This is a genomic window from Sphingomonas sp. RIT328 (genome assembly GCF_000632225.1).
GTDB lineage: Bacteria > Pseudomonadota > Alphaproteobacteria > Sphingomonadales > Sphingomonadaceae > Sphingomonas > Sphingomonas kyungheensis.
Genome location: NZ_JFYV01000007.1, coordinates 57,081 through 77,310, shown reverse-complemented (window position 1 = coordinate 77,310; position 20,230 = coordinate 57,081). Strand labels below are relative to the sequence as shown.

Genomic DNA, 20,230 nt, shown 5'->3' with positions numbered 1-20,230 from the left:
ACGGTGAAGCATCGCCGCCCCCGGGAAGAGCGACGGCGGAGGCCTAAATGTGGCCGGAATGGGGCAACATGGACAAGATGGACACCTTGATCGAAACGATCCGGGCCGATCGTTTCCGTTTGTTCGACAATGAGAAGGAGCGACTCTTGCGCCCGTGCCGCTAGCAAAGGCCGGTCGCGTAGGACAGCGGGTGGCATTTTGTGTTTTGGCTCAAAGCTATACGGCCCGCCCGGTCCATTTGGGCTGGGTTCGTCAGTGGGATTTGTCCGGCCGGCGACTGGTGCCGGGTTCGCGCAGAGGCGCAGAGGACGCAGAGATCTATGGTCGGGAACGGCGGGGGGTGTGCTCTCGATCGCTGCGAGGCCTTGCGGTGAGCCGGACTCGCTGCGGTCGTCTGCGGTTTGACAGGGGCGGGAGCTGTGTCGAGGTCATTTGACCGTTCGACATATCCGAGCGTCTGCATGGGCAAGGTGGTTCTGGAGGCTGATCTGCTTGCCACGTGACGCAGTATTTCCGCGCAGGCGGGACCTCTGCGAAAGTAGCAACCTGATGTGCTCACGTACCACCCCGGCGTAGGCCGGGGTCCAGTTTGGTGAAGCTGTGCAATCAGTTACAAGGCCTCCCAACTGGGCCCCGGCCTTCGCCGGGGTGGTTTCGAAACTTTCGCAGAGGTCTCGCGCAGGCGGGAATCCAGTGCCAAGTAGAACGGCAGTCCGGGGAGCAAGGAGATACTGGGCTTCCGCTCGCGGGCGTACTGGAAACCTTCTGCCGTCAGGCCGGACGTGTTCCGGCATCCACGGCTCGGCAGGAGCGTCGGCCGTTGCTTTTGCGGTACGGTGGATCCCGGAACCTGTCCGGGGTGACGGGGTGTATCGGGCGAGGCTGCGAGTATCGCGGACGTTCCGCGCAGGCGGGCATCTCTTAGCCAAGCAAGACAACGGTCGTGGTGCGCCGAGACATCCCGCCATCACCGGCGCATTCATCAGCCGATCGCGGAGGCCTCAAACAAGCTCGAACGACACTGCCTGTCAGGCGGCGCCGCGCGCGGTCGCGGACGCTTCGCCGGCCCCCTCACTCGACCCGCCGCAGGGCCGCCAGCGCCGCTCGGGTCGGGGTGGTGAGCGCCTCCGGCAGCGCGTCGAGCGCGAACCATTGGGGCCCGTCGTGCTTGTCGGGCTCGCAGTTGCGCGGAATGCCGGTGAAATCGAGGACGCGATAGATCGGCGCGACCCAGTGCGTGCCGGCGGCGCGATCGATCTGGTCGACGAAGCACAGCCACTCGACCGCGCCGACGACGATGCCGAGTTCCTCGGCCACCTCGCGCCGCATCGCCGCCTCTGCCGGTTCGAACAGGTCGACCTTGCCGCCGGCGAGCCCCCAATGACCCGATTCGGGCGGTCGCCGGCGACGCAGCAGCAGGATCCGTCCATCCGCGACGATCGCTGCGCCGCAGCCCACCCGTGGTTCCATCCCGTCGGTCATGACACAGGCGTATAGCCGCTGCCGGCCTTAGCCCAAGGCCATCCGCACAAGCTTCCGTTAACCCTCGGTTCGCATTCGTCTGCTAGCGCTCTCACGCATGCCGCCGCCCGCAACCCGATGGATTCTCACCGTCCTGTTGCTGGTCGTTGCCGCGCTGCTGCCCGGACGGGCGCAGGCCGCGACGCGGATCGACCTCGACAGCTGCATCCGCCCCGCCGCCGCCGGTGACGAGGCTGCGACGCTGTTCGACCGGCCCGATCGTTTCGCCTGTACAGCGAAGCAGAGCAGGTTCGGCCCCGGCGACTTCTGGCTGATCTCGCAGCCGCTGCCGCCCGGCACCGTGCCGCTGCGCCTGCGCCAGGCGAGCCTCTGGCAGTCGCGCGTCACCCTCTATGTCCGCTACGCCGACGGGGCGATCCGCCATATCGGCGTGACCAGCGGCGATACCGGCCGGCACCTGCGGCTCGGCGCGACGATCGAGCTGCCGCTGCCGCCGCATGCCGCGCCGCCGACGCGGTTGCTCTGGCATGTCGAGGGCTCGCTCAACCGGCGCGGCGTGCTGATCGGCCCGGTGCTGGTCGATGCCGATACCGCCGCTGCGAGCGACATGACGATGGCGGCGCTCTATGCCGCCTTTGCCGGCATGTGCCTGGCGCTGCTGATCTACAATCTCGCGCTGTGGGCGGCGCTGCGGCAGGCGTTCCAGCCGGCCTATTGCCTGATGGTGCTGTTCCTGCTCGGCTATGCCTTCTCCTCGTCGGGCCTGCTCGGCCAGATCAGCGGTATCGACAACAACGACCGCCAGCGGCTCAACTATCTGCTGCTGGCCGGCACCGCCTCGGCAGCGCTGGTGTTCGCCCGCGCCTTTTTCGAACGCCGCGTCTTCGACGGCTGGCTGCGCCCCTACAGCACCGGGCTGATCGCGACGCTGCTGACCGCCGCGACCGCCTATGCCTGGTTCACGCCCCGCTATGTGGCGATCACCGACGGTATTTCGACCATCGCCTATGTCGGCGTCATCACGCTGATCGGCCCGATCCTCTACCGCGCTTATCGCCGGCGCAGCAATTACCTGTGGCTGTTCGGTCTCGCCTGGGGCGCGCCGGTGGTGCTCGCCGGGGTGCGCATCCTCGCCGCCTATCAGCTGATCGCCTGGCATTGGTGGATCGACAATTCGACGCTGCTGGCGATGGCGCTGGAGGCGGCGCTGTCGTCGCTCGGCGTCGCCTATCGCATCCGGCTGCTCAGCCTCGAGCGCGATGCGGCGCGGGCGCGGGAGATCGCCGCCCACCGGCTCGCCGCGACCGATCCGCTCACCGGCCTGCTCAACCGCCGCGCCTTTCTCGACGGCGCGATCGGCCGGGCCGGCGAGCATCAGCTGATCCTCGTCGACATCGACCATTTCAAGCGGATCAACGACACGCTCGGCCACGACGGCGGCGACGAGGTGCTGCGGCTGATCGCCGGCGCGCTGCGCGCCGCCGCGCCCGACGCGCTGGTCGCGCGGATCGGCGGCGAGGAATTCGCCATCCTCAGCCCGGCGGAACAGCCGCTCGATGCGCGCGGCGTGCTCGACCGGCTGCGCGTCCAGCGGATGCCGTTCGATCTGATCGTCACCGCGAGCATCGGCACCTGCACCGGCACGCTCGCGCGCGAGACCGAATGGAAGGCGATGTACCGCTGCGCCGACCGCGCATTGTTCGCCGCCAAGGCGGCGGGGCGCGATCGCGTCCGTCACGGCGTCGCGCTCGCGCAGGTCGCCTGACCCGCTGGCAGGGGCTTGTAATCTCTGGTATGTCTGTCCTCTCGCGAAGGAGACGGGCAGGCATGAGGCAGCAGCGCAAATGGGCGGTCGCGGGAATCGCGCTGCTCGCCGTCGTCGCGGTGCGGCACCCGACTCCGGACATCCGCCTGCTGACCCATGATATCGGCGATCCCCGCCCGCGCCGCTTCCAGGCGGCGATCGACCTCGGTCTCGTCGGCGTCTCGGTGCTCTATACATGGACCGCGCGGGCGCGCTGAGCGGGAGGCGGGCGCTTGCACCCGCTTCGGCGCTGCCGCATAGCGACACCATGGATAATCCGATCGAAAGCCTGACGTTCGAGGACGCGCTCAAGGAACTCGAACGCATCGTCGGCCGCCTCGAAAGCGGCGAGGCGACGCTCGATGAATCGATCCAGCTCTACGAGCGCGGCGACCGGTTGCGGCAGCGCTGCGCCGAGCGGCTCGACGCGGCGCAGGCCCGGATCGAGGCGATCCGCCTCGATGCCGAGGGCAAGCCGACGCAGACGCGCCCCTTTGCCGCGGCCTGATCGCGTGACGACGCCGCTGGATGACGCCCTGGCCACGGTCTGCGCCGATATCGACGCGCGCTTCGACCGTCTGCTCGCCATTCCCGACGATCCCCGCGCCGACCTGTATCGCGCGATGCGCCATGCCGCGATCGGCGGCGGCAAGCGGCTGCGGCCGCTGCTGGTGACCGCGACCGGCGATCTGTTCGGCGTCGACCGCGACTGTTCGCTCGACGTGGCGATGGCGGTCGAGGCGATCCACGTCTATTCGCTGATCCACGACGATCTGCCGGCGATGGACGATGACGACATCCGCCGCGGCAAGCCGACGGTGCACAAGGCGTTCGACGAGGCGACCGCGATCCTCGCCGGCGACTGCCTGCATGCGCTCGCCTTCGAGATCCTCGCCGATCCCCGGACGCATGCCGATCCCTTCGTCCGCTCCGAGCTGGTGATGGCGCTCGCCCGCGCCTCCGGCCCGAGCGGCATGGCGGGCGGGCAGATGATGGACCTCGTCGCCGAACGCTCGCGCTTCGACCTCGCCACCGTCACGCGCTTGCAGCAGATGAAGACCGGCGCGCTGATCTCCGTCTCGGTCGAGATGGGCGCGATCCTCGGCCATGTCCCGCCCGAGGGGCGGCGCAGCCTGCACGGCTATGCGCACGACCTCGGCCTCGCCTTCCAGATCGCCGACGACCTGCTCGATGCGGAGGGCGACGAGGCGCGGGTCGGCAAGGCGCTGCGCAAGGACGGCGAGGCGGGCAAGGAAACCTTCCTGTCGCTGCTCGGGGTGACGCGCGCGCGCGAACAATGCCGGATGCTGGTCGACCAGGCGGTACAGCATCTCCACGGCTTCGGCGCCGAAGCGGACGTGCTGCGCGCGGTGGCGCGCTACGTCGTCGACCGCGACCGCTGAGGCGACGGTCCAAGGGGGGTTTCATGGCAGAGCGGATCGGCGTCTATCCCGGCACCTTCGACCCCATCACCCTGGGGCATATGGACATCATCCGGCGCGGCGCGAAGCTGGTCGACCGGCTGGTGATCGGCGTCACCACCAATCCGTCCAAGTCGCCGATGTTCTCGATCGAGGAACGGATGGCGATCGTCCGCCGCGAGGTCGCCGAGCTCGGCGGCAATGTCGCGGTGGTGTCGTTCGATTCGCTGCTGATGGATTTCGCCGAGCGCGAGGGCGCGCGCGTCATCATCCGCGGGCTGCGCGCGGTCGCCGACTTCGAATATGAATATCAGATGGCGGGGATGAACCAGCAGATCAATCCGCGCGTCGAGACCGTCTTCCTGATGGCCGATGTCGCGCTGCAGCCGATCGCCAGCCGGCTGGTCAAAGAGATCGCGCTGTTCGGCGGTCCGATCGCCAAATTCGTCACGCCGGCGGTCTGCGAAGAGGTGGTCGCGCGCGTGAACGTGCTGGGCCGCAAGGGAAGCTAGCCCCCTGCCCCCGCACGTTCAGTTTGGTGCAACCCGGTTTTTGCTCTAAGCCGCCGCTACCCACCTAGGTTGGATATTCCATGCGCCCGTTCGCCCGTCTGCTTGTCGTTGCCCTCAGCCTGTCGATCCTGCCCGTCGCCGCCACGGCGCAGACCGCGCCCGTCGCGCCCGCCCAGCGGGCGACGCCGCCGGCGATGAACGACCCGCAGAACCTCTGGCTGCTCGATCTGTCGGACGGCGGCCGGGTGACGATCTGGCTGCGCCCCGATGTCGCGCCGAAGATGGTCGAGCGGGTCAAGACGCTCACCCGCCAGCATTTCTACGACGGGCTACTGTTCCATCGCGTGATCGACGGCTTCATGGCGCAGGGCGGCGACCCGAAGGGCGACGGCACCGGCGGTTCGACGCTGCCCAACGTCGCCGCCGAGTTCAATTACCTGCCGCACGTCCGCGGCGCGGTATCGGCGGCGCGCGCCGATGACGAGAACAGCGCCAACAGCCAGTTCTTCATCGTCTTTCAGCCCAAGCTCAACCTCGACAAGAAATATACGGTGTTCGGCCGGGTGCTCGACGGCATGCAATATGTCGATGCGATCGAGCGCGGCGAGCCGCCCGCCAATCCGACCCGCATCGTCCACGCCTATATCGCCGCCGACAATCCGCCGGCCTATACGCCGGCGCCCCCGCCCGCCCCGGTGACGCTCGGCGCGCCGGTGACGCTGCCCGGCATCGGGCCGGCCGGCAAGGCCGCGCCCAAGCGCGCGCCCGCCAAGGCCGCCGCCGCCGGCCAGTGAGGGTCGACCTCTTCGATTTCGATCTGCCGCCCGAGCGGATCGCGCTGCGGCCGGCGGTGCCGCGCGATGCGGCGCGGCTGCTCGTGCTCGACGGTGACGACACCTTCGACCGGGTCGTCGGCGATCTGCCGGGTGCGCTGCGGGCCGGCGATTGCCTGGTGTTCAACGACACGCGCGTCATCCCCGCGCAGCTCGAAGGACGCCGCGGCGGCAGCGCGGAGGGCGGACGCGGCGGTGCCGGCGCGACGATCGGCGCGACGCTGCACAAACGCGAAGGGCCGCGGCGCTGGCGCGCGTTCATCCGCAACGCCAAGCGGCTGCGCGACGGCGACCTGATCGAATTCGGCGCCGGCGTCGCCGCCCGCGCGAGCGATCGCGGCGACGACGGCAGCTTCGCGCTCAACTTCCTCGGCGACGAGCCGGTCGAGCTGCTGCTCGAACGCGCCGGACGAATGCCGCTGCCGCCCTATATCGCCGCCAAGCGCCCGACCGACGCGCAGGACGCCGACGATTACCAGACGATGTTCGCCGCCGAACCGGGCGCGGTCGCCGCCCCCACCGCGGCGCTGCACTTCACGCCGGCGCTGCTCGACGCGCTCGGCTCAGCGGGAATCGCGCATGAGACGCTGACGCTCCACGTCGGCGCGGGCACCTTCCTGCCGGTCAAGGCGGACGACACCGCCGATCACCGCATGCATGCCGAATGGGGCCGGATCGACGCCGCCACCGCCGCGCGGCTGAACGCGGTGCGCGCGCGCGGCGGGCGGGTGATCGCGGTCGGCACCACCTCGCTGCGGCTGATCGAGAGCGCGGCGGGCGAGGACGGGATCATCGCCCCGTTCGAGGGCGACACCGCGATCTTCATCACCCCCGGCTATGCCTTCCGCGGCATCGACGGGCTGATCACCAACTTCCACTTGCCGCGCTCGACGCTTTTCATGCTGGTCTCGGCGCTGATGGGGCGGGAGCGGATGCAGGCGGCCTATGCGCATGCGATCGCCACCGGCTATCGCTTCTACAGCTATGGCGATGCGTCGCTGCTGCTGCCGGGGCGGCGCTGATGCTGCTCGCGCTGCTGCTCCAGGCGGCGATCCCCGCCGCGACGCCGCCCGGCCAGCCGCCGGCGACCTTCGTCGTCGAGCCGGTCGGCATGGCGATCGCCGGCTTCGACAGCGACGGTGACGGCCGGACGAGCCGCGCCGAGCTCGACGCCGGCGTCCGCCGCAGCTTCCAGGCGAGCGATGGCGGCAAGAGCGGCGCCATCGGCTATATCGCCTTCGCCGACTGGGCGGAGCGCTGGCTCGGCGACCGCAACGCGCTGCCGAGCCCGTTCGAGGTCGACAGCGACGGCGACAACCGCATCACGCTCGCCGAATTGCAGGCCGCCTTCGCGCGGGTCTTCGCCCGCCTCGATGTGAACCGCGACGGCTTCGTCTCCCACAAGGAGCTGCTGACGATCCGCGCCAATGCCGGCCGGACGATGGGCCCGCCCGGCAAGAAGAAGCGCTAGCCGCCGCTCACCCGCCGCCGATCCCCTCGATCACCACGCCGCTGCCGTCGCAATTCGGGCAGGCGGCATCGTCGATCCGGCCGCTGCCGTTGCAGCGCGGGCAGACATTCTCGCCGGTGCCGGGGGTGCCGGCGGGGGCGTCGTCGCCGGGGGCCATCGAAGCGTCGGTCATCAGCATCTCTCCTTGCCCGCTCCCAACGCTCGACACCGCGCACCGGCTTCGCCAAAGCGAGGATATGTCTCCGCGTTTCGCCTTCACCATCACCGCGACCGACGGCCGCGCCCGCACCGGCGCGATCGCCATGCAGCGCGGCACGATCCGCACCCCCGCCTTCATGCCGGTCGGCACCGCCGCCACCGTCAAGGCGATGAAGCCCGCCGACGTCGCCGCCGCCGGCGCCGACATCATCCTCGGCAACACCTATCACCTGATGCTGCGCCCCGGCGCCGAGCGGGTCGCGCGGCTGGGCGGGCTGCACGACTTCATGGGCTGGTCGAAGCCGATCCTGACCGATTCGGGCGGCTATCAGGTGATGAGCCTCGCCGATCTGACCAAGCGATCCGAGGAGGGCGTGTCGTTCAAGTCGCACCTCGACGGCACGCGCCATCTGCTCAGCCCGGAACGTTCGATCGAGATCCAGCGGCTGCTCGGCAGCAACATCGTCATGGCGTTCGACGAGCTGGTGCCGACCACCGCGACGCGCGAGGTGCAGGCGGCGGCGATGGAACGCTCGATGCGCTGGGCGAAGCGCAGCCGCGCCGCCTTCGACGGCGGCGGCGACCACGGCGCCAGCAATGCGATCTTCGGCATCCAGCAGGGCGCGCTCGACGAGGGGCTGCGCAAGGCGAGCGCCGACGCGCTGATCGACATCGGCTTCGACGGCTATGCGGTCGGCGGCCTCGCCGTCGGCGAGGGACAGGCGGCGATGTTCGGCTGCCTCGACTTCGCCCCCGGCCAGCTGCCCGCCGACAAGCCCCGCTATCTGATGGGCGTCGGCAAGCCCGACGACATCGTCGGCGCGGTCGAGCGCGGCATCGACATGTTCGACTGCGTCATGCCGACGCGATCGGGACGCACCGGCCAAGCCTTCACCCGCGAGGGACCGATCAATCTGCGCAACGCCCGGTTCGCCGAGGATCAGACGCCGCTCGACCCGGCGTGCGGCTGCCCGGTCTGCACGACCTGGAGCCGCGCCTATATCCATCATCTCGTCCGCGCCGGCGAGATCCTCGGCGCGATGCTGATGACCGAGCACAATATCCGCTTCTACGAAGACTTGATGGCCGACCTGCGAAACGCCATTGCAGACGGCACGTTGACCGCATTCGCCGATGCGTTTCGAGGGCGATACCAGCGCGGCAAGGGAGAGTAAGCATGTCCGATCAACCCAATGAGATCCTCGCCGCCGCCGCCGCCGCCAAAGCGCAGCAGGATGCCGTCGCGGCGACGCGCGATCCGGCGAGCAAGAAGCGCTGGCCGATGCGGATCATCGGCGTCGGCATCGGCTCCGCGGCGGTGGCCGCGGCGGTGCTGTTCGCCAATTCGGGCAAGAGCCGGGACTGACGCGCACCGTGGGCTGCATCCCCGACGATTGCATATTTTGCATGCTAAGCGCTAACATTTGCACTTGCGAGGATCGGTGCTGCGCTGCACAAAGAGCGTGCCTTTCAGGCATCCTCTCCTAAAAACTTTACGGCCGGTCGTTTCGATCGGCCTTTCTTTTTGCCCGATGGTCCGGCAGGCTGACGCCGTTGCGTCGGGGGCTCAGCCACCGCGGGGAGAGGCGTCGCCGGCACGACCGGCACCGACCCCCGTGGCGGTTCGGCGGGGCATCGCACCCCCTGCCACCGTTCCGACGCTTGCATGAAGAGGGCCACCATGACGATCGCGATCGGCACCAGGGTCGATGAAACCGGCACGCTGATCCGCGACGGCGGCGCCTTCTACCTCCGCCGCGATGCGGGCGGACGCTGGGAGCTCGAATTGCATCGCACCCCGGTCGATCTCGTCGAGAAGCGTGTCCGGCTGGTCGGCACCTTGGTCGGGCCCCAGCTGGTCAATGCCGACGGCGTCGCGCCGGCGTGAGCGCGCCGGCCGACGATTATGCCCGCGGCCGCCGCGACGGCCTGCGCCTCGCGCTCGCCATCCTTGCCGCCGAGGAGGCGAAATGGGCGGCGCTGCTCGGCGAGAGCGCCTCGTGGCGGACCAATGCGACGCGGGAGGTGCGGCACAAGACGCTGCAGGTCGCGCAGACCCGCGTCCAGACCGCGCTCAACCGGCTGACCCCGAAGGATGCGGCGGTCGACGGCGAACTCGCCGCGGCGCTCGACAAGCTCGGCCTGTAGCGGTTCGCGCGGACGCGCAGAGGTGTCATGCTTGGGAGCGCCTGGCTGACGACGCGGTGCTTGCCTCTTCGCAAACCCTTACCGCGCGGCGCGCAGCGTGATCCGCGTGATCTCGGGCGGGCGGCCCAGGCGCAGCGCGAAGCCCGGCCACAGGCCGGTGCCGTTGCTGACGTACAGCGTCATGCCGTCGACGTCATAGCGGCCGGAGACGAAGCCGCCGTTCGCCGGTCCCAGCGCCGCGGCGAGCCCGGCGATCATCCCGCCGTGCGTATGCCCCGACAGTTGCAGCGCGACGCCGCGCGCCGCGGCGGCCCGCGCGAGACGCGGCTGATGATCGAGCAGGATCACCGGCGCCGCAGGGCTGCGGGCGAGCGCCGCGCCGAGGTCCGGCCCCGCCTCGCCATGCGCTCGCGCGGAGATATCGGTGACGCCGGCGAGCACGATCGCCGCATCGCCACGTGTCAGCACGCGATGCGCGTTGGGCAGCATGCGGAAGCCGAGTCCGCTCAGGTGGCGCATCCACCCGCCGTAATCGAAGAAATATTCGTGGTTGCCGGGGATGGCATAGACGCCGTCGGGCGCCCGCAGCCCGGCGAGCGGCGCGACGTCGTCGCGGCGCATCGCCACCGAACCGTCGATGAAATCGCCGGTGACGACGATCAGATCCGCGCCGGCAGCATTGGTGCGATCGACCACCGCCCGCGCCCAGCCTTGCGGGAACAGCCGGCTGATGTGCAGATCGGTCAGCTGGATCAGCCGATAGCCGTCGAACGCCGCCGGCAGATCGGGGATCGTCACCGCAATATCGCGCACCGGCGGCACCCGCACGGCCTGCGCGACGCCGATCGCGGCGAGCAGCGCCGCCACCCCGGCCGCGGCATAACGTACCGTATCGGGCAGCGCGACGCCGCCGCGCCGCACCGCCATCGTCGCGAGCGTGCCGAGATCGAGCGCGATCTGCACCAACGCGAGCAGCAGCAGGGCGCCGAACGCCCAGTTGAACGCGATCACCACGCCACGCGGAAATTCGGGTGCGAACACCGAGCCGGACGAGAGTCGGCTCCAGAAATGGAATTGCGACGCCGCCAGTATGGCGAGGCCGATGCCCCCCTTCGTCCACAGCGGCAGGCCGAGCGGCAGCAGCCATCGCAGGATGACGTACACAGTGGGTGTCGCGAAGAACAGGTGAAAGATCGTCAGTCTCCCCGCCGGACACCCGGCGTCACGAAAAGGCCGGCGCGCCGGCGGGGCAGAATGCCGACGCGCCGCGGGCGGCGATCAGCTCGGATGCGCGGCGCTCTCGGCCGCGGCGGCGCCCGGCTCGGTCGGGATATCCGACACCGCACCGACATCCGCCTCGGCCTGTTCGGCGAGCTTCATCTGTTCATAGGCGATTTCGAGATCGGCGACACCGGATCCGGTCGGCTGGATCGGCAGGTCGGTCTGGCCTTCGGCATCGGGACGGATCGGGTCGTTCATCGTCGGTCTCCTTGTGTGGAGACGGCAACGCACCGCGGCGCGATGGGTCGCATCGCCGCGTCATTCCGCCGCCGCGACGCCCGACAAGGTGGAGCCGCCGCCACCTCACGTAGCGACGGCTCCGACAGTCCTGGAGAACTGCACACGACATATTCGGGAGAAATCTGCCGCTGCGGCCGCCCTTAATGGTTAACGTCAGCAAGTCGACCCTATTCGTCGCCCGCTTCGGACAGTGTACGCCAGCGTACCGGGGCCGTCCGGTTGGCAAACCCTGCGTCGATCGTTAGGCCGGCGGCTCCGCCATCCCCCTGCCGCCATGCCGGCCGCAGGTGCCGGGCCGCGGCAGGACAGCGTGATGCGGATATGAAGCTCGTCCCCGTTCCCCCCGGCGTCGACGTCATCGCGTGCAGCACCTGCCACCGCCGCGGCGATCCCCGCGATGCCGCGCAAGGCCCCGCCGGCGCACGGCTGCTCGCCGCGTTGCGCGAGGCGCAGGCCGGTCAGGCCTCTACGGGAATGGCGGTGCGGGCGATGCCCTGCCTGTTCGCCTGCGCCGAAGCCTGTACCGTCCATCTCCGCGCGCCGGGCAAGATCGGCTATGTGCTCGGCCGGTTCCGCCCCGATGCCGCGACGGCGCAGGCGATCCTCACCTTCGCCGCGCATTATGCGGCGAGCGAGACGGGAGAGGTGGCGTTCGCCGTGTGGCCCGAAGCGGTGAAAGGCCATTTCCTCACCCGGACCCCGCCCGAAGGATTCCTCGTCGCATGAGCCATCGCCGCTCTGCCGCGACGGCGCTGGCCGTCGCGCTCGCCGCCTGTGCGCAGCATCCGCCGGTCGAAGGCCCGGTCGCGCTCGGCGAGACCGCGCTGGTCGGCGGTCCGCGTGTCCGCCCGGATCACGTCGTCGAGGACAGCCGCTGCCCGGTCGGCACGACCTGCGTCTGGGCCGGGCGGGTCGTGGTCCGCGCCACCGTCTCGGGCGGCGACTGGACGAAGCCGGTCGACCTGATCCTCGGCGTGCCCGTTCCGGTCGCCGACGGCCTGCTGACGCTGACCGCAGTCACCCCCGCCCGCCGCGCCGGCACGTCCGCGAAGACGACACCGTCGCGCTTCACCTTCGCCTTCCAGGGCGGCCTATAGACCGACGCGCAGCCCGAGCGCGTAATAATGCGGGCCGGCATTGCCCTTGACGCTGATCGTCGGCAGCAGCGGCAGCGCCACCGTGCCATAGGGGCGGAGGTCGTCGCCGATGCGCACGCCTGCCCCGACCGTGGCGAGGAGCGGGATCGCATAGGTCGCCTCGACACGGCCATAGGCCTTGACCGCGGTATCGTCGCACTTGCTGCTCGCCGCATATTGGCCGGTCTCGCCATCGCGGCAGCGGGCGTTGCCGCCGTTCGGATCCTCATGATAGCGATCGTTGTCGCCGCGATAGACCAAGGCGCCGATCATCGGCGTCAGGCGGAAGCCCGCCGCGCCGAAGCCGTAGCCGACCCCGAGTTCACCGCCCCAGCGGGCATCGGCCCGCGCACCGTTCGCCTCCAGCGTCAGCTGCGCCGCCGCCGGCGTCGCGGCCGCCATCGCCACGGCGAGCCCGCCGGCGATCCACCCCATAATCCGCATAATGCCCCCTAAGCTATTCGATTTACCGGCTTCTATCGAGGCGCCTACGGGCCGGGCGGCGGATCGGCAAGGCGTCAGCGGAAGGTCATCGTCTTCACCGCCAGCCCCGCCTTGACCGTATAGGTGACGCTCCGCGCCGGATCGACCGGCTGCACCCAGCGTGCGCCCGCATAGAGCCGTTTCGCCGGCAGCGGCCGGCAGTCGCCGCCGCCCGCGGCGCATTGCCTGCCGTCGTACAGCTCGACGCTGGTGCTGCCGTCGTTGGCGAGCGTCAGCATCGTGCCGTCGCGCCGCGCGCTGACCGCATCGGTCATCACCTGCGGCCGGACGATCACCAGCATGTCGTAGCCGACCAGCACCTTGAGCGCCGATTGCGCGCCGGTGACCTCGCCCGCCACCGGCTTGACCGTGACGCGATAGACCCGGTCGCGCGCGCCGTGCGGCGCCACCGCGGCGATGCGGATCAGCCGATGCTCGCCGGGTTCTAGGATCATCTTCTGCGGCGAGACGAGCAGGCCGCTGCGCGCCGGATCGGGATCGACGACGCGGCGCTCGTCGGGCGTGCCGGGCGCGATGATCTCGGCGGGTTCGGCGACGACGTACATCCGCTCTGTGCCGCCGTTCGCCGCCTCGACGTCGACGCGCGGCGGCGCGGTCGGCGGCAGGTCGACCACCACCTGGCTCAGCACCAGCTGCGCCGCGGCGGGCGAGGCGGTGAGCCCCGATGCCGCGATGATCCCGAACGTCCTCATCCCGATCGCCCTCATCCTCGTCTCTCCGTCATGGCCGCGCATCCGCGATCTGGTTGAATATCGATCCGCCGCCGCAGATCAGCGTGCCGAGCGCGGCATAGCCGCTCGCCCCGGCGGTCGCCCGCACCGGCATCGCGCAGCTGCGCCCGTCCGGCGCGGCGATCCGCAGCGTCGCGTCCCGCGCCGTCTCGATCTGAAAATAGCCGGCACCGTCGGTGCTGCCGATCGCACCGGGTGCGCGGATCGCAGCATCGGCGACCGGCGATCCGTCGCGCCACAGCAGCCGGCCGAACATCGCCATCACCGTCCGCGCGCGCCACGCCAGCCGCGCGACCGTGCCGGGATAGACGCTGACGGTGCGCGCGCCGCCGTCGATCTGCATCAGCGCCGCGCCGGTCGGCCGCAGCCGCACCGCATATTGGCGATAGGCGGGGACGGACACCGCCAGCGTGCCGCCCGGCCGCACGATGCCGCGCGCGCCATTGTCGACCAGCACCTCGAACGCCGCATCGTCGGCGCCGTCGTCCGGCGCAGCGCCGGCGAGCGCGACAAGGATGACGCTGTCGTTGCGCTCGCGCCCCTGCATCGCCAGCCCCTGCCGCATCACCGCGGCGGTGGTCTGGAAGCCGAGGCTGTATTGCGTCGTGCCGTTGCTGCCTGCGAGCGGCTGGGCGAGATCGGCGGAAAGGCTCGCCGCATCGCCGCGCCAATCGGCATGGCCGCGCGCGAGCGTGCCGTCGATCTCGCGCTCGACGCCGCCCGACAGCGCGAGCGTGCCGCCGAGCGCGCGATCCGTCTGCCACGCGGCGCCGATCCCGCCGACCGGCGCGGCGCGCCCGCGCACGCCCGCGCCGCCGTCGCCGCGCAGGCCTGCGGTTGCGCTCACCGCGCTGGTGCCGCGCAGCCGTTGCAGGCTGATGCCGAGATAGACCGCGTGCGCCTGATTGGTCACCGTCGCGTCGCCGCGCAGCGTCACCTGCACGCCGCCGCGCTGGATCAGCGGCATCGTCAGGCTCGGGCCGAGGCCATAGCTCGCCCGCGTGCGCCGGTCGTCGCGATAGAAGCCGGACAGCGCGATCTGCCCGCGCGGCAGGGCGTAATTGACCGTCGCGTTGATCTGCGTGAAGCCACCGCTCGCGAGCCGCGCCGCCGGTTCGGTGCCGAGCCCGAGCGCGGCATCGTCGCGCGCACCGAGCGGGACGAGCGGCCGGTCGCCGCGGCTCCATACCCGGCGCAGGTCGATCGCATAATGGAAGCGCGCCGCCTCCGCCGCGCTCGCCTGCACCAGCACGCCGAACTGGCCGGTGACCGAGGCGAGCGCCGCTCCTCGCAGCTGCGCCGTGCGGCCGAGCCAATAGCCGCCGAGCTCGACCATCGCATTGCGATCCGTGCCGATCAGCGTCGCGTCCAAGGCGAGGTGCGGATCGAGCCGCCGTGCGATCCCCGCTTCGTAGAAGGCGACGCGCGACGGCGACACGAACCGGCCGTTGCGATCGTCGGCGAGCACGCCCGCATAAGCGAAGACGATCGGCGCGCCGACCGTCGGGATCGCGGCGTTCTTGGTGAAGAAGCGGCGCTCGTCGCGCACCGCGCCGCCGGCGCCGGTGATCCGCAGCACCACCTCATAGGCGCCGTCGGGCAGGCCGCTGGTGTCGATCGCCTGATTGCCGGCATCGTAGCTGCGCGAGGTGAGCAGCCGCCCGTCGCGCAGCACGTCGACCCGCGACCGCATCGCCAGCGACACGATCAGCGGGCTGCCGACGATCACCGTGCGGTCGAGCCGCGTGTCGATCTGGCTCTGCACACCGACGCCGACCAGCCGCCGCCGGCCGGTCAGGTCGATCCCCGGCGCCCATTGCACGCCCGCAGACAGGCGATAGCCCGGCGTATCGAGCTCCGCCGCGAGCGTATCGGCGAGCAGACCATAGCGTGACGAATAGGAGGTCTCGCTGCGCAGCCGCGCCGGGCCGTAACCGAGCAGCGCCCGGTTGAGCAGCGCATAGTCGCGATAGCCGCCGCTGCCCGCGATCGTCCCGCCGATCTGGTCGACCAGGGTGAGCTGCGACGGCGGCCGCGGCAGGTAGCGGCGTTCGGCGGCGGGGCGGACGGCGAGCAGGCGCGGGTGGAGGAACAGGTCGACGCGGAACCGCGCCTCGTCGAACACCACGCCCGCCACGTCGGGCGTCGGCGTCCGGCAATCGGCCGGATCGATGTCGCCCGCGCAGACCAGCGCGCGGTGGGCGGGCAGTTCCGGTATCGCCAGCGCCGCACGCACCGCCGCGGGATCGCGCACATCGGGGATCAGCGCGACCAGCGCATCGACTGCGTCGAAGCTGATGCGGTCGCCGCGATAATGGACGCGCGCCTGCCCGATCGCGCGGCCGCCGAGATAGACGTCGACCAGCGCCGCCTGCGGTGCGAGCAGGCCGTCGAACCCCGCCGGTGCCGCCACCGCCAGTCGCGGCGGCGCGTCCGTCGCCGCGTCCCGCGCCGCCGCCGGGGCGGTGCCCAGCAGCGCCAGCGCCAGCGCGCACCAGCCGGTCGACCAGCCCACCGCCCGCGCCTATTCCGCCGCGATCAGCAGCGTCAGCGTGCCGCTATAGGCGCCCGCCGTCGCGCGGCCGAGCGCCGTGGCGCGCAGCACGATCGTCAGGCTGGCGCTGTCGTTGCCGAGTGCGCAGCTGAGGTTGAGGCCGAGCAGGGTCGTCGTCTGGCCGGTCAGCGCGACCCCCGGCACCAGCGCGGTGCCGCCGGTCTGCCCCGCCGAACCGCTCCATTGCGCCTCGAACGGGAGCGGCGCGCCCGCCCCGGCGAGCGTGAAAGCCTGCCCCGCGCCGCTGCCGCTCGCGGTGACGCTGTAGCGGCCGGTCAGGTTCGCGGCGGAGACGCACAGGCTGCGGCTGCTGCTGATGTCCTGATCGACGCCAACCAGCCCGAACGCATAGTCGCCGAGCCGGGTGATCTGCACCTGCTGCGCCGCCGCCGGGCTCGCGCCGAACGCCGCCAGCCCCGCACCGACCGGGGCCAGTAACGCCAGCGCGCGCCGCCGCATCGCCAGCCCCTCCCGTCGCCGTGATTATTGCGGATTGACGAGCAGCGTCAGCGTGCCGGTGTAGGCGGTCAGCGACGGCATCGCCTGCAGTTGCGACGGCGCGATCGTGACGGTCAGGCTCGACGTCGCGGACGGCGAGGTGGCGCAGGTCGGCGCGGTCGCGGTCGACACGAAGCCGCTCGACGCGGTCGCCGCCACCAGGGCGGTGCCCGAGGTCTGGCCCGCCGACTGGTTCCACAGCACCGCATAGCTGACCGGGGTGAGCGCGCCCGAGGCGAGCGTGAAGGCGCCGCCGGTGCCGCTGCCGGTCGCGGTGATCGTATAGCCCTTGGTCGCGGTGTTGCTCCACACGCAATTGCTCTGCGAGCTGCTCGCCTGCTGGCTCGGATCGGCATTGGCGAAGCTGATGTCGGTCAGGCCCGAGATCTGCACCCGGCTCGGCACCGAGAGGGTGATCTGCACCGTCCCGGTCGATGTCGCCCCGAGCGTGCCGTTGGTCGCCGCGGCCGCCGGCGTCGCCGCCAGCAGCGACACAGACAGGATCAAACAGTTGCGAAGCTCGAAGTGTCTCATGCTCATGGCCCAAGTCTAGTGCAAATGCATCCATGCCCGTATCCGCCGCCTTACTCGTCGAAACGACGATATGCGGGTTGCACCGGTCACAACCGTGTCACTCGCATTTTCCTGTTAACAAGCTCTTGAGCATTTTACCCGGTTCGGCGGCTATCGAAGGGTATTAGAACCATAAATGGTCTTTGTCCGCCGCCGTCAATTCTACTTTATACGGTTTTGGGGCCGGAGCTCGGCCGTCCCGATGCGGGACGGACGCGGTAAACGGCATGGAACCAAGCTGCCGGCACCGGATTGTGGGATCGCGCGAGGGACAGATCCCCGCAAATCCGAGGACATTATGAGCCGTATGAAGTTGGGCCTCTTCGGGGCCGCCCGCCCGTCCGTTGCCGTTACCGATCTGCCGACGCACGAAATCCGTACCGTCGAGGCGCAGGACCGTCTGTCCGGCCTTACCCCGATCGAGATCGCCGCGGTCGAGGCGATGAGCCAGCCGGCCGTCACGGTCGCCGCACGCTGAACCGCAAGGCCGGCGGCGCTGCGTGACTTTCGCTGCCCGCCGCCGCATGATCGGCTGACGGAGCCTTCTGCGCCTCCGGATCGTTACGGCGGTGAATTGGAAGAGGGAGTAGGACATGGCACGTTCGGCTGAACAACGCGGCAAGCAGGAAACCAAGGCTGCCGAGAAGAAGGTGGAGAAGACCGGCAAGCCTGCCGGCGGCGCGCGCGGCGGCATCACCGCCCCGGTAACGCCCTCCCCCGAACTCGCGGCGATCGTCGGCGACAAGGATCTGCCGCGCAGCGAAGTCGTCAGCAAGGTCTGGGAATATATCAAGAAGCACGACCTGCAGGACGCCAAGGACCGCCGCCAGATCAACGCCGACGCGACGCTCGAAAAGGTGTTCGGCAAGAAGTCGGCGAGCATGTTCGAGATGAACAAGCATCTGAGCGCGCACCTCACCGCCAAGAAGGGCTGAGCAGCCGCTCGCCATGGACGGGTCCGACGGCGTCGCCGGTTATGAGAATGTGGTGACCGGCAGCCGCGACACGGAGGTCGCGGCACCGGGCGCCGCACAGGTGCGGGCCGCCTCGTCGCCCGAGCTCAAGACGCTCGCCGGCGTCGCGGTCGGCACACTGGTCATCGCGGCGCTCTATTTCGGGCAAGACGTGCTGATCCCGATCACCCTCGCGGTGATGCTGTCGTTCGTCCTGTCGCCGGTGGTCAACGGCCTGCAACGCCTGCGCCTGTGGCGGGCGCCGGCGGTGATCCTCACCGTCCTGTCCGCGCTCGGGCTGCTCGGCCTCGTCGGCACGCTGATCGGCAGCCAGGCGGCGGCGCTGACCGCCGACGCGCCGCGCTATGCCCAGACGATCGAGGCGAAGATCCAGGGCGTGCGGGGCTATGCCGTCGAGCGCATCGCCGCATTGACCAAGGATCTCGGCGGCGGCGAGACGCACCGCGCCACCCGGCCGGCGACGCTGCGCGGCCCGTCTGCCACGCCCGGCCAGCGCCAGCCCGTCCCCGTCGAGGTGGTCGAGGGCAGCAGCTCGCCCTTCACCCTTGCCAAGACGGTGGTCGAACCGATCCTCGGCCCGCTCGAAACCACGATCATCGTGCTGATCGTCGCGATCTTCGTGCTGATGCAGAAAGAGGATCTGCGCGACCGCTTCATCCGCGTCTTCGGGTCGAGCGACCTTCACCGCACCACCCGCGCGCTCGATGACGCCGGTCAGCGGCTGAGCAAATATTTCCTGTCGCAGCTCGCGGTGAACACCTGTTTCGGGCTGGTCATCGGCATCGGCCTGTGGCTGATCGGCATCCCCTCGCCGGCGATGTGGGGGGTGATGGCGGGGCTGCTCCGCTTCGTCCCCTATATCGGTTCGTTCCTCGCCGCGGTCGCCCCCGCCGCGCTGGGTGCCGCGGTCGAGCCCGGCTGGGGCATGACGATCGAGGTCGTCGCGCTGTTCGTCATCGTCGAACCGCTGACCGGCTATGTTGTCGAGCCGCTGCTCTACGGTCACTCGACCGGCCTGTCGCCGGTGTCGGTGATCGTCTCGGCGATCTTCTGGACATGGCTGTGGGGGCCGATCGGGCTGATCATGTCGACGCCGCTGACCTTGTGCCTCGTGGTGATGGGGCGGCACGTCAAAAGCCTCGAATTCTTCGACGTGCTGCTCGGCGACCGTCCGGCGCTGACGCCGGTGGAAAGCTTCTACCAGCGGATCCTCGCCAACAATCCCGACGAGGCGCTGGCGCAGGCGGAGGCGTTGCTCGACGACCGCACGCTCACCGCTTATTACGACGGCGTCGCGCGCGAAGGCCTCAAGCTTGCCGCCGAAGATGTCGCGCGCGGTACGATCGACGCCGCCGGCGCGGCGCGGATGACGCGGTCGATGCTGTCGGTGATCGACGACCTCGCGCCGGGCGCGCCGCCGGTCGCGGGCCAGGACGGCGTCGTTTTGTGCATCCCCGGTGATGGCGCGTTCGACGAGGCGATCGCCGCGATGCTCGCGCAGCTGCTCGGCCAGCACGGTCTCGCCGCGCGGCGCATCGCCAGCGCGGCGGCGTCGCGCGACGCCATCGCCACGCTCGACGTCAGCGGCGTCACGGTCGTCGCGATCCTGTACCTCGACCTGCACGACGTGCCGGCGCGGCTGCGCTACCTGATCCGCCGCCTGCGCGAGCGGCTGCCGGCGGCACGGATCGTCGTCGGGCTCTGGGCGTCGGAGGATCCGGCGCTGCGCGACGCGGCGATCCAGGCGCTCGGCGCGGATCAGTATATCGGCTCGCTCGCCGAGGCGGTGACGGCGATCGCGACCCCCGCGCCGACCGAGGCTCGCGCCGCCTGAGCCGCCGACCGCGGTGAACGAAATGCCGCGGCACGC

At 70.3% G+C, this 20,230-nt stretch carries 26 protein-coding genes; 17 read left to right on the top strand and 9 right to left on the bottom strand.

The window, feature by feature from the left end:
* Positions 1-1,071: 1,071 nt before the first annotated feature.
* Positions 1,072-1,470: an NUDIX domain-containing protein gene (locus BW41_RS04475; protein ID WP_235199504.1), complete on the bottom strand. Its 399-nt coding sequence runs from the start codon at positions 1,468-1,470 to the stop codon at positions 1,072-1,074.
* 109 nt (positions 1,471-1,579) lie between these two features.
* On the opposite strand from BW41_RS04475, the gene BW41_RS04470 reads away from it, so the two are divergent.
* The 8 genes from BW41_RS04470 (at position 1,580) to BW41_RS04435 (ending at position 7,523) form a co-directional block, all read left to right on the top strand.
* Positions 1,580-3,247, top strand: coding sequence for a GGDEF domain-containing protein (locus tag BW41_RS04470; protein WP_081792894.1), 1,668 nt, complete (start codon positions 1,580-1,582; stop codon positions 3,245-3,247).
* A gap of 62 nt (positions 3,248-3,309) precedes the next feature.
* Complete coding sequence (locus BW41_RS04465) at positions 3,310-3,504, top strand: hypothetical protein (protein ID WP_037531829.1); 195 nt, start codon at positions 3,310-3,312, stop codon at positions 3,502-3,504.
* 50 nt (positions 3,505-3,554) lie between these two features.
* Entirely contained in the window at positions 3,555-3,794 is a 240-nt protein-coding gene (locus BW41_RS04460; protein WP_037531882.1) for an exodeoxyribonuclease VII small subunit, read from the top strand.
* Between the two features lie 4 nt (positions 3,795-3,798).
* A complete protein-coding gene (locus tag BW41_RS04455; RefSeq protein WP_037531880.1) occupies positions 3,799-4,689 on the top strand; it encodes a polyprenyl synthetase family protein in 891 nt (296 codons plus the stop codon).
* 23 nt (positions 4,690-4,712) lie between these two features.
* Positions 4,713-5,219, top strand: coding sequence for a pantetheine-phosphate adenylyltransferase (coaD, locus tag BW41_RS04450; RefSeq protein ID WP_037531827.1), 507 nt, complete (start codon positions 4,713-4,715; stop codon positions 5,217-5,219).
* Positions 5,220-5,299: 80 nt separating this feature from the next.
* Complete coding sequence (locus tag BW41_RS04445) at positions 5,300-6,013, top strand: peptidylprolyl isomerase (RefSeq protein WP_037531825.1); 714 nt, start codon at positions 5,300-5,302, stop codon at positions 6,011-6,013.
* Complete coding sequence (queA, locus tag BW41_RS04440) at positions 6,010-7,074, top strand: tRNA preQ1(34) S-adenosylmethionine ribosyltransferase-isomerase QueA (RefSeq protein WP_037531824.1); 1,065 nt, start codon at positions 6,010-6,012, stop codon at positions 7,072-7,074. The genes BW41_RS04445 and queA overlap by 4 nt, the downstream gene beginning before the upstream one ends.
* Positions 7,074-7,523, top strand: coding sequence for an EF-hand domain-containing protein (locus BW41_RS04435; RefSeq protein WP_037531823.1), 450 nt, complete (start codon positions 7,074-7,076; stop codon positions 7,521-7,523). The genes queA and BW41_RS04435 overlap by 1 nt, the downstream gene beginning before the upstream one ends.
* A 7-nt stretch (positions 7,524-7,530) precedes the next feature.
* Here BW41_RS04435 and BW41_RS21455 read toward each other — a convergent pair whose 3' ends face one another.
* Entirely contained in the window at positions 7,531-7,695 is a 165-nt protein-coding gene (locus BW41_RS21455) for a hypothetical protein (protein ID WP_200870340.1), read from the bottom strand.
* A gap of 64 nt (positions 7,696-7,759) precedes the next feature.
* On the opposite strand from BW41_RS21455, the gene tgt reads away from it, so the two are divergent.
* From tgt to BW41_RS04415, 4 genes are all read left to right on the top strand, one after another.
* Positions 7,760-8,896, top strand: a complete 1,137-nt coding sequence (gene tgt / locus BW41_RS04430) for a tRNA guanosine(34) transglycosylase Tgt (protein ID WP_037531822.1) — start codon at positions 7,760-7,762, stop codon at positions 8,894-8,896.
* A 2-nt stretch (positions 8,897-8,898) separates the two neighbouring features.
* Positions 8,899-9,087 (top strand): hypothetical protein, encoded by a 189-nt coding sequence (locus BW41_RS04425; protein ID WP_037531820.1) that lies wholly within the window; start codon positions 8,899-8,901, stop codon positions 9,085-9,087.
* Positions 9,088-9,402: 315 nt separating this feature from the next.
* Positions 9,403-9,609: a DUF5818 domain-containing protein gene (locus tag BW41_RS04420; RefSeq protein ID WP_037531818.1), complete on the top strand. Its 207-nt coding sequence runs from the start codon at positions 9,403-9,405 to the stop codon at positions 9,607-9,609.
* Complete coding sequence (locus tag BW41_RS04415) at positions 9,606-9,869, top strand: hypothetical protein (protein ID WP_037531816.1); 264 nt, start codon at positions 9,606-9,608, stop codon at positions 9,867-9,869. The genes BW41_RS04420 and BW41_RS04415 overlap by 4 nt, the downstream gene beginning before the upstream one ends.
* A gap of 78 nt (positions 9,870-9,947) precedes the next feature.
* Here BW41_RS04415 and BW41_RS04410 read toward each other — a convergent pair whose 3' ends face one another.
* Entirely contained in the window at positions 9,948-11,033 is a 1,086-nt protein-coding gene (locus BW41_RS04410; protein ID WP_235199503.1) for a metallophosphoesterase, read from the bottom strand.
* A 114-nt stretch (positions 11,034-11,147) separates the two neighbouring features.
* Positions 11,148-11,348 carry a hypothetical protein gene (locus BW41_RS21450; RefSeq protein ID WP_037531814.1) on the bottom strand — a complete coding sequence of 67 codons (201 nt, stop codon included), beginning with the start codon at positions 11,346-11,348 and terminating at the stop codon, positions 11,148-11,150.
* Between the two features lie 363 nt (positions 11,349-11,711).
* On the opposite strand from BW41_RS21450, the gene BW41_RS04400 reads away from it, so the two are divergent.
* Together BW41_RS04400 and BW41_RS04395 are read left to right on the top strand one after the other, a co-directional pair.
* Positions 11,712-12,116, top strand: coding sequence for a DUF1636 domain-containing protein (locus tag BW41_RS04400; protein WP_037531812.1), 405 nt, complete (start codon positions 11,712-11,714; stop codon positions 12,114-12,116).
* Positions 12,113-12,487 (top strand): hypothetical protein, encoded by a 375-nt coding sequence (locus tag BW41_RS04395; protein ID WP_037531810.1) that lies wholly within the window; start codon positions 12,113-12,115, stop codon positions 12,485-12,487. Before BW41_RS04400 ends, BW41_RS04395 begins: the two co-directional genes overlap by 4 nt.
* Here the strand turns inward: BW41_RS04395 and BW41_RS04390 are convergent.
* The 5 genes from BW41_RS04390 to BW41_RS04370 all read right to left on the bottom strand — a co-directional run bounded on the left by BW41_RS04390 (position 12,482) and on the right by BW41_RS04370 (position 17,347).
* Positions 12,482-12,970, bottom strand: a complete 489-nt coding sequence (locus BW41_RS04390) for a hypothetical protein (protein WP_037531809.1) — start codon at positions 12,968-12,970, stop codon at positions 12,482-12,484. The genes BW41_RS04395 and BW41_RS04390 overlap by 6 nt on opposite strands.
* A 74-nt stretch (positions 12,971-13,044) precedes the next feature.
* A complete protein-coding gene (locus BW41_RS04385) occupies positions 13,045-13,722 on the bottom strand; it encodes a hypothetical protein (RefSeq protein ID WP_037531807.1) in 678 nt (225 codons plus the stop codon).
* A gap of 28 nt (positions 13,723-13,750) precedes the next feature.
* Entirely contained in the window at positions 13,751-16,276 is a 2,526-nt protein-coding gene (locus BW41_RS04380) for a TcfC E-set like domain-containing protein (RefSeq protein ID WP_037531805.1), read from the bottom strand.
* 9 nt (positions 16,277-16,285) lie between these two features.
* Complete coding sequence (locus BW41_RS04375; protein ID WP_037531803.1) at positions 16,286-16,774, bottom strand: hypothetical protein; 489 nt, start codon at positions 16,772-16,774, stop codon at positions 16,286-16,288.
* Positions 16,775-16,798: 24 nt separating this feature from the next.
* Positions 16,799-17,347, bottom strand: a complete 549-nt coding sequence (locus BW41_RS04370) for a hypothetical protein (protein ID WP_152542111.1) — start codon at positions 17,345-17,347, stop codon at positions 16,799-16,801.
* Positions 17,348-17,693: 346 nt separating this feature from the next.
* On the opposite strand from BW41_RS04370, the gene BW41_RS21190 reads away from it, so the two are divergent.
* The 3 genes from BW41_RS21190 (at position 17,694) to BW41_RS04360 (ending at position 20,194) form a co-directional block, all read left to right on the top strand.
* The gene (locus tag BW41_RS21190) at positions 17,694-17,864 is read left to right on the top strand and encodes a hypothetical protein (RefSeq protein WP_153810790.1); all 171 of its coding nucleotides are present in this window, start codon (positions 17,694-17,696) and stop codon (positions 17,862-17,864) included.
* 115 nt (positions 17,865-17,979) lie between these two features.
* Positions 17,980-18,321 (top strand): SWIB/MDM2 domain-containing protein, encoded by a 342-nt coding sequence (locus BW41_RS04365; RefSeq protein ID WP_037531800.1) that lies wholly within the window; start codon positions 17,980-17,982, stop codon positions 18,319-18,321.
* A gap of 13 nt (positions 18,322-18,334) precedes the next feature.
* On the top strand, positions 18,335-20,194 hold the full coding sequence (locus BW41_RS04360; RefSeq protein ID WP_051583245.1) for an AI-2E family transporter: 1,860 nt from the start codon (positions 18,335-18,337) through the stop codon (positions 20,192-20,194).
* Positions 20,195-20,230: the final 36 nt, after the last annotated feature.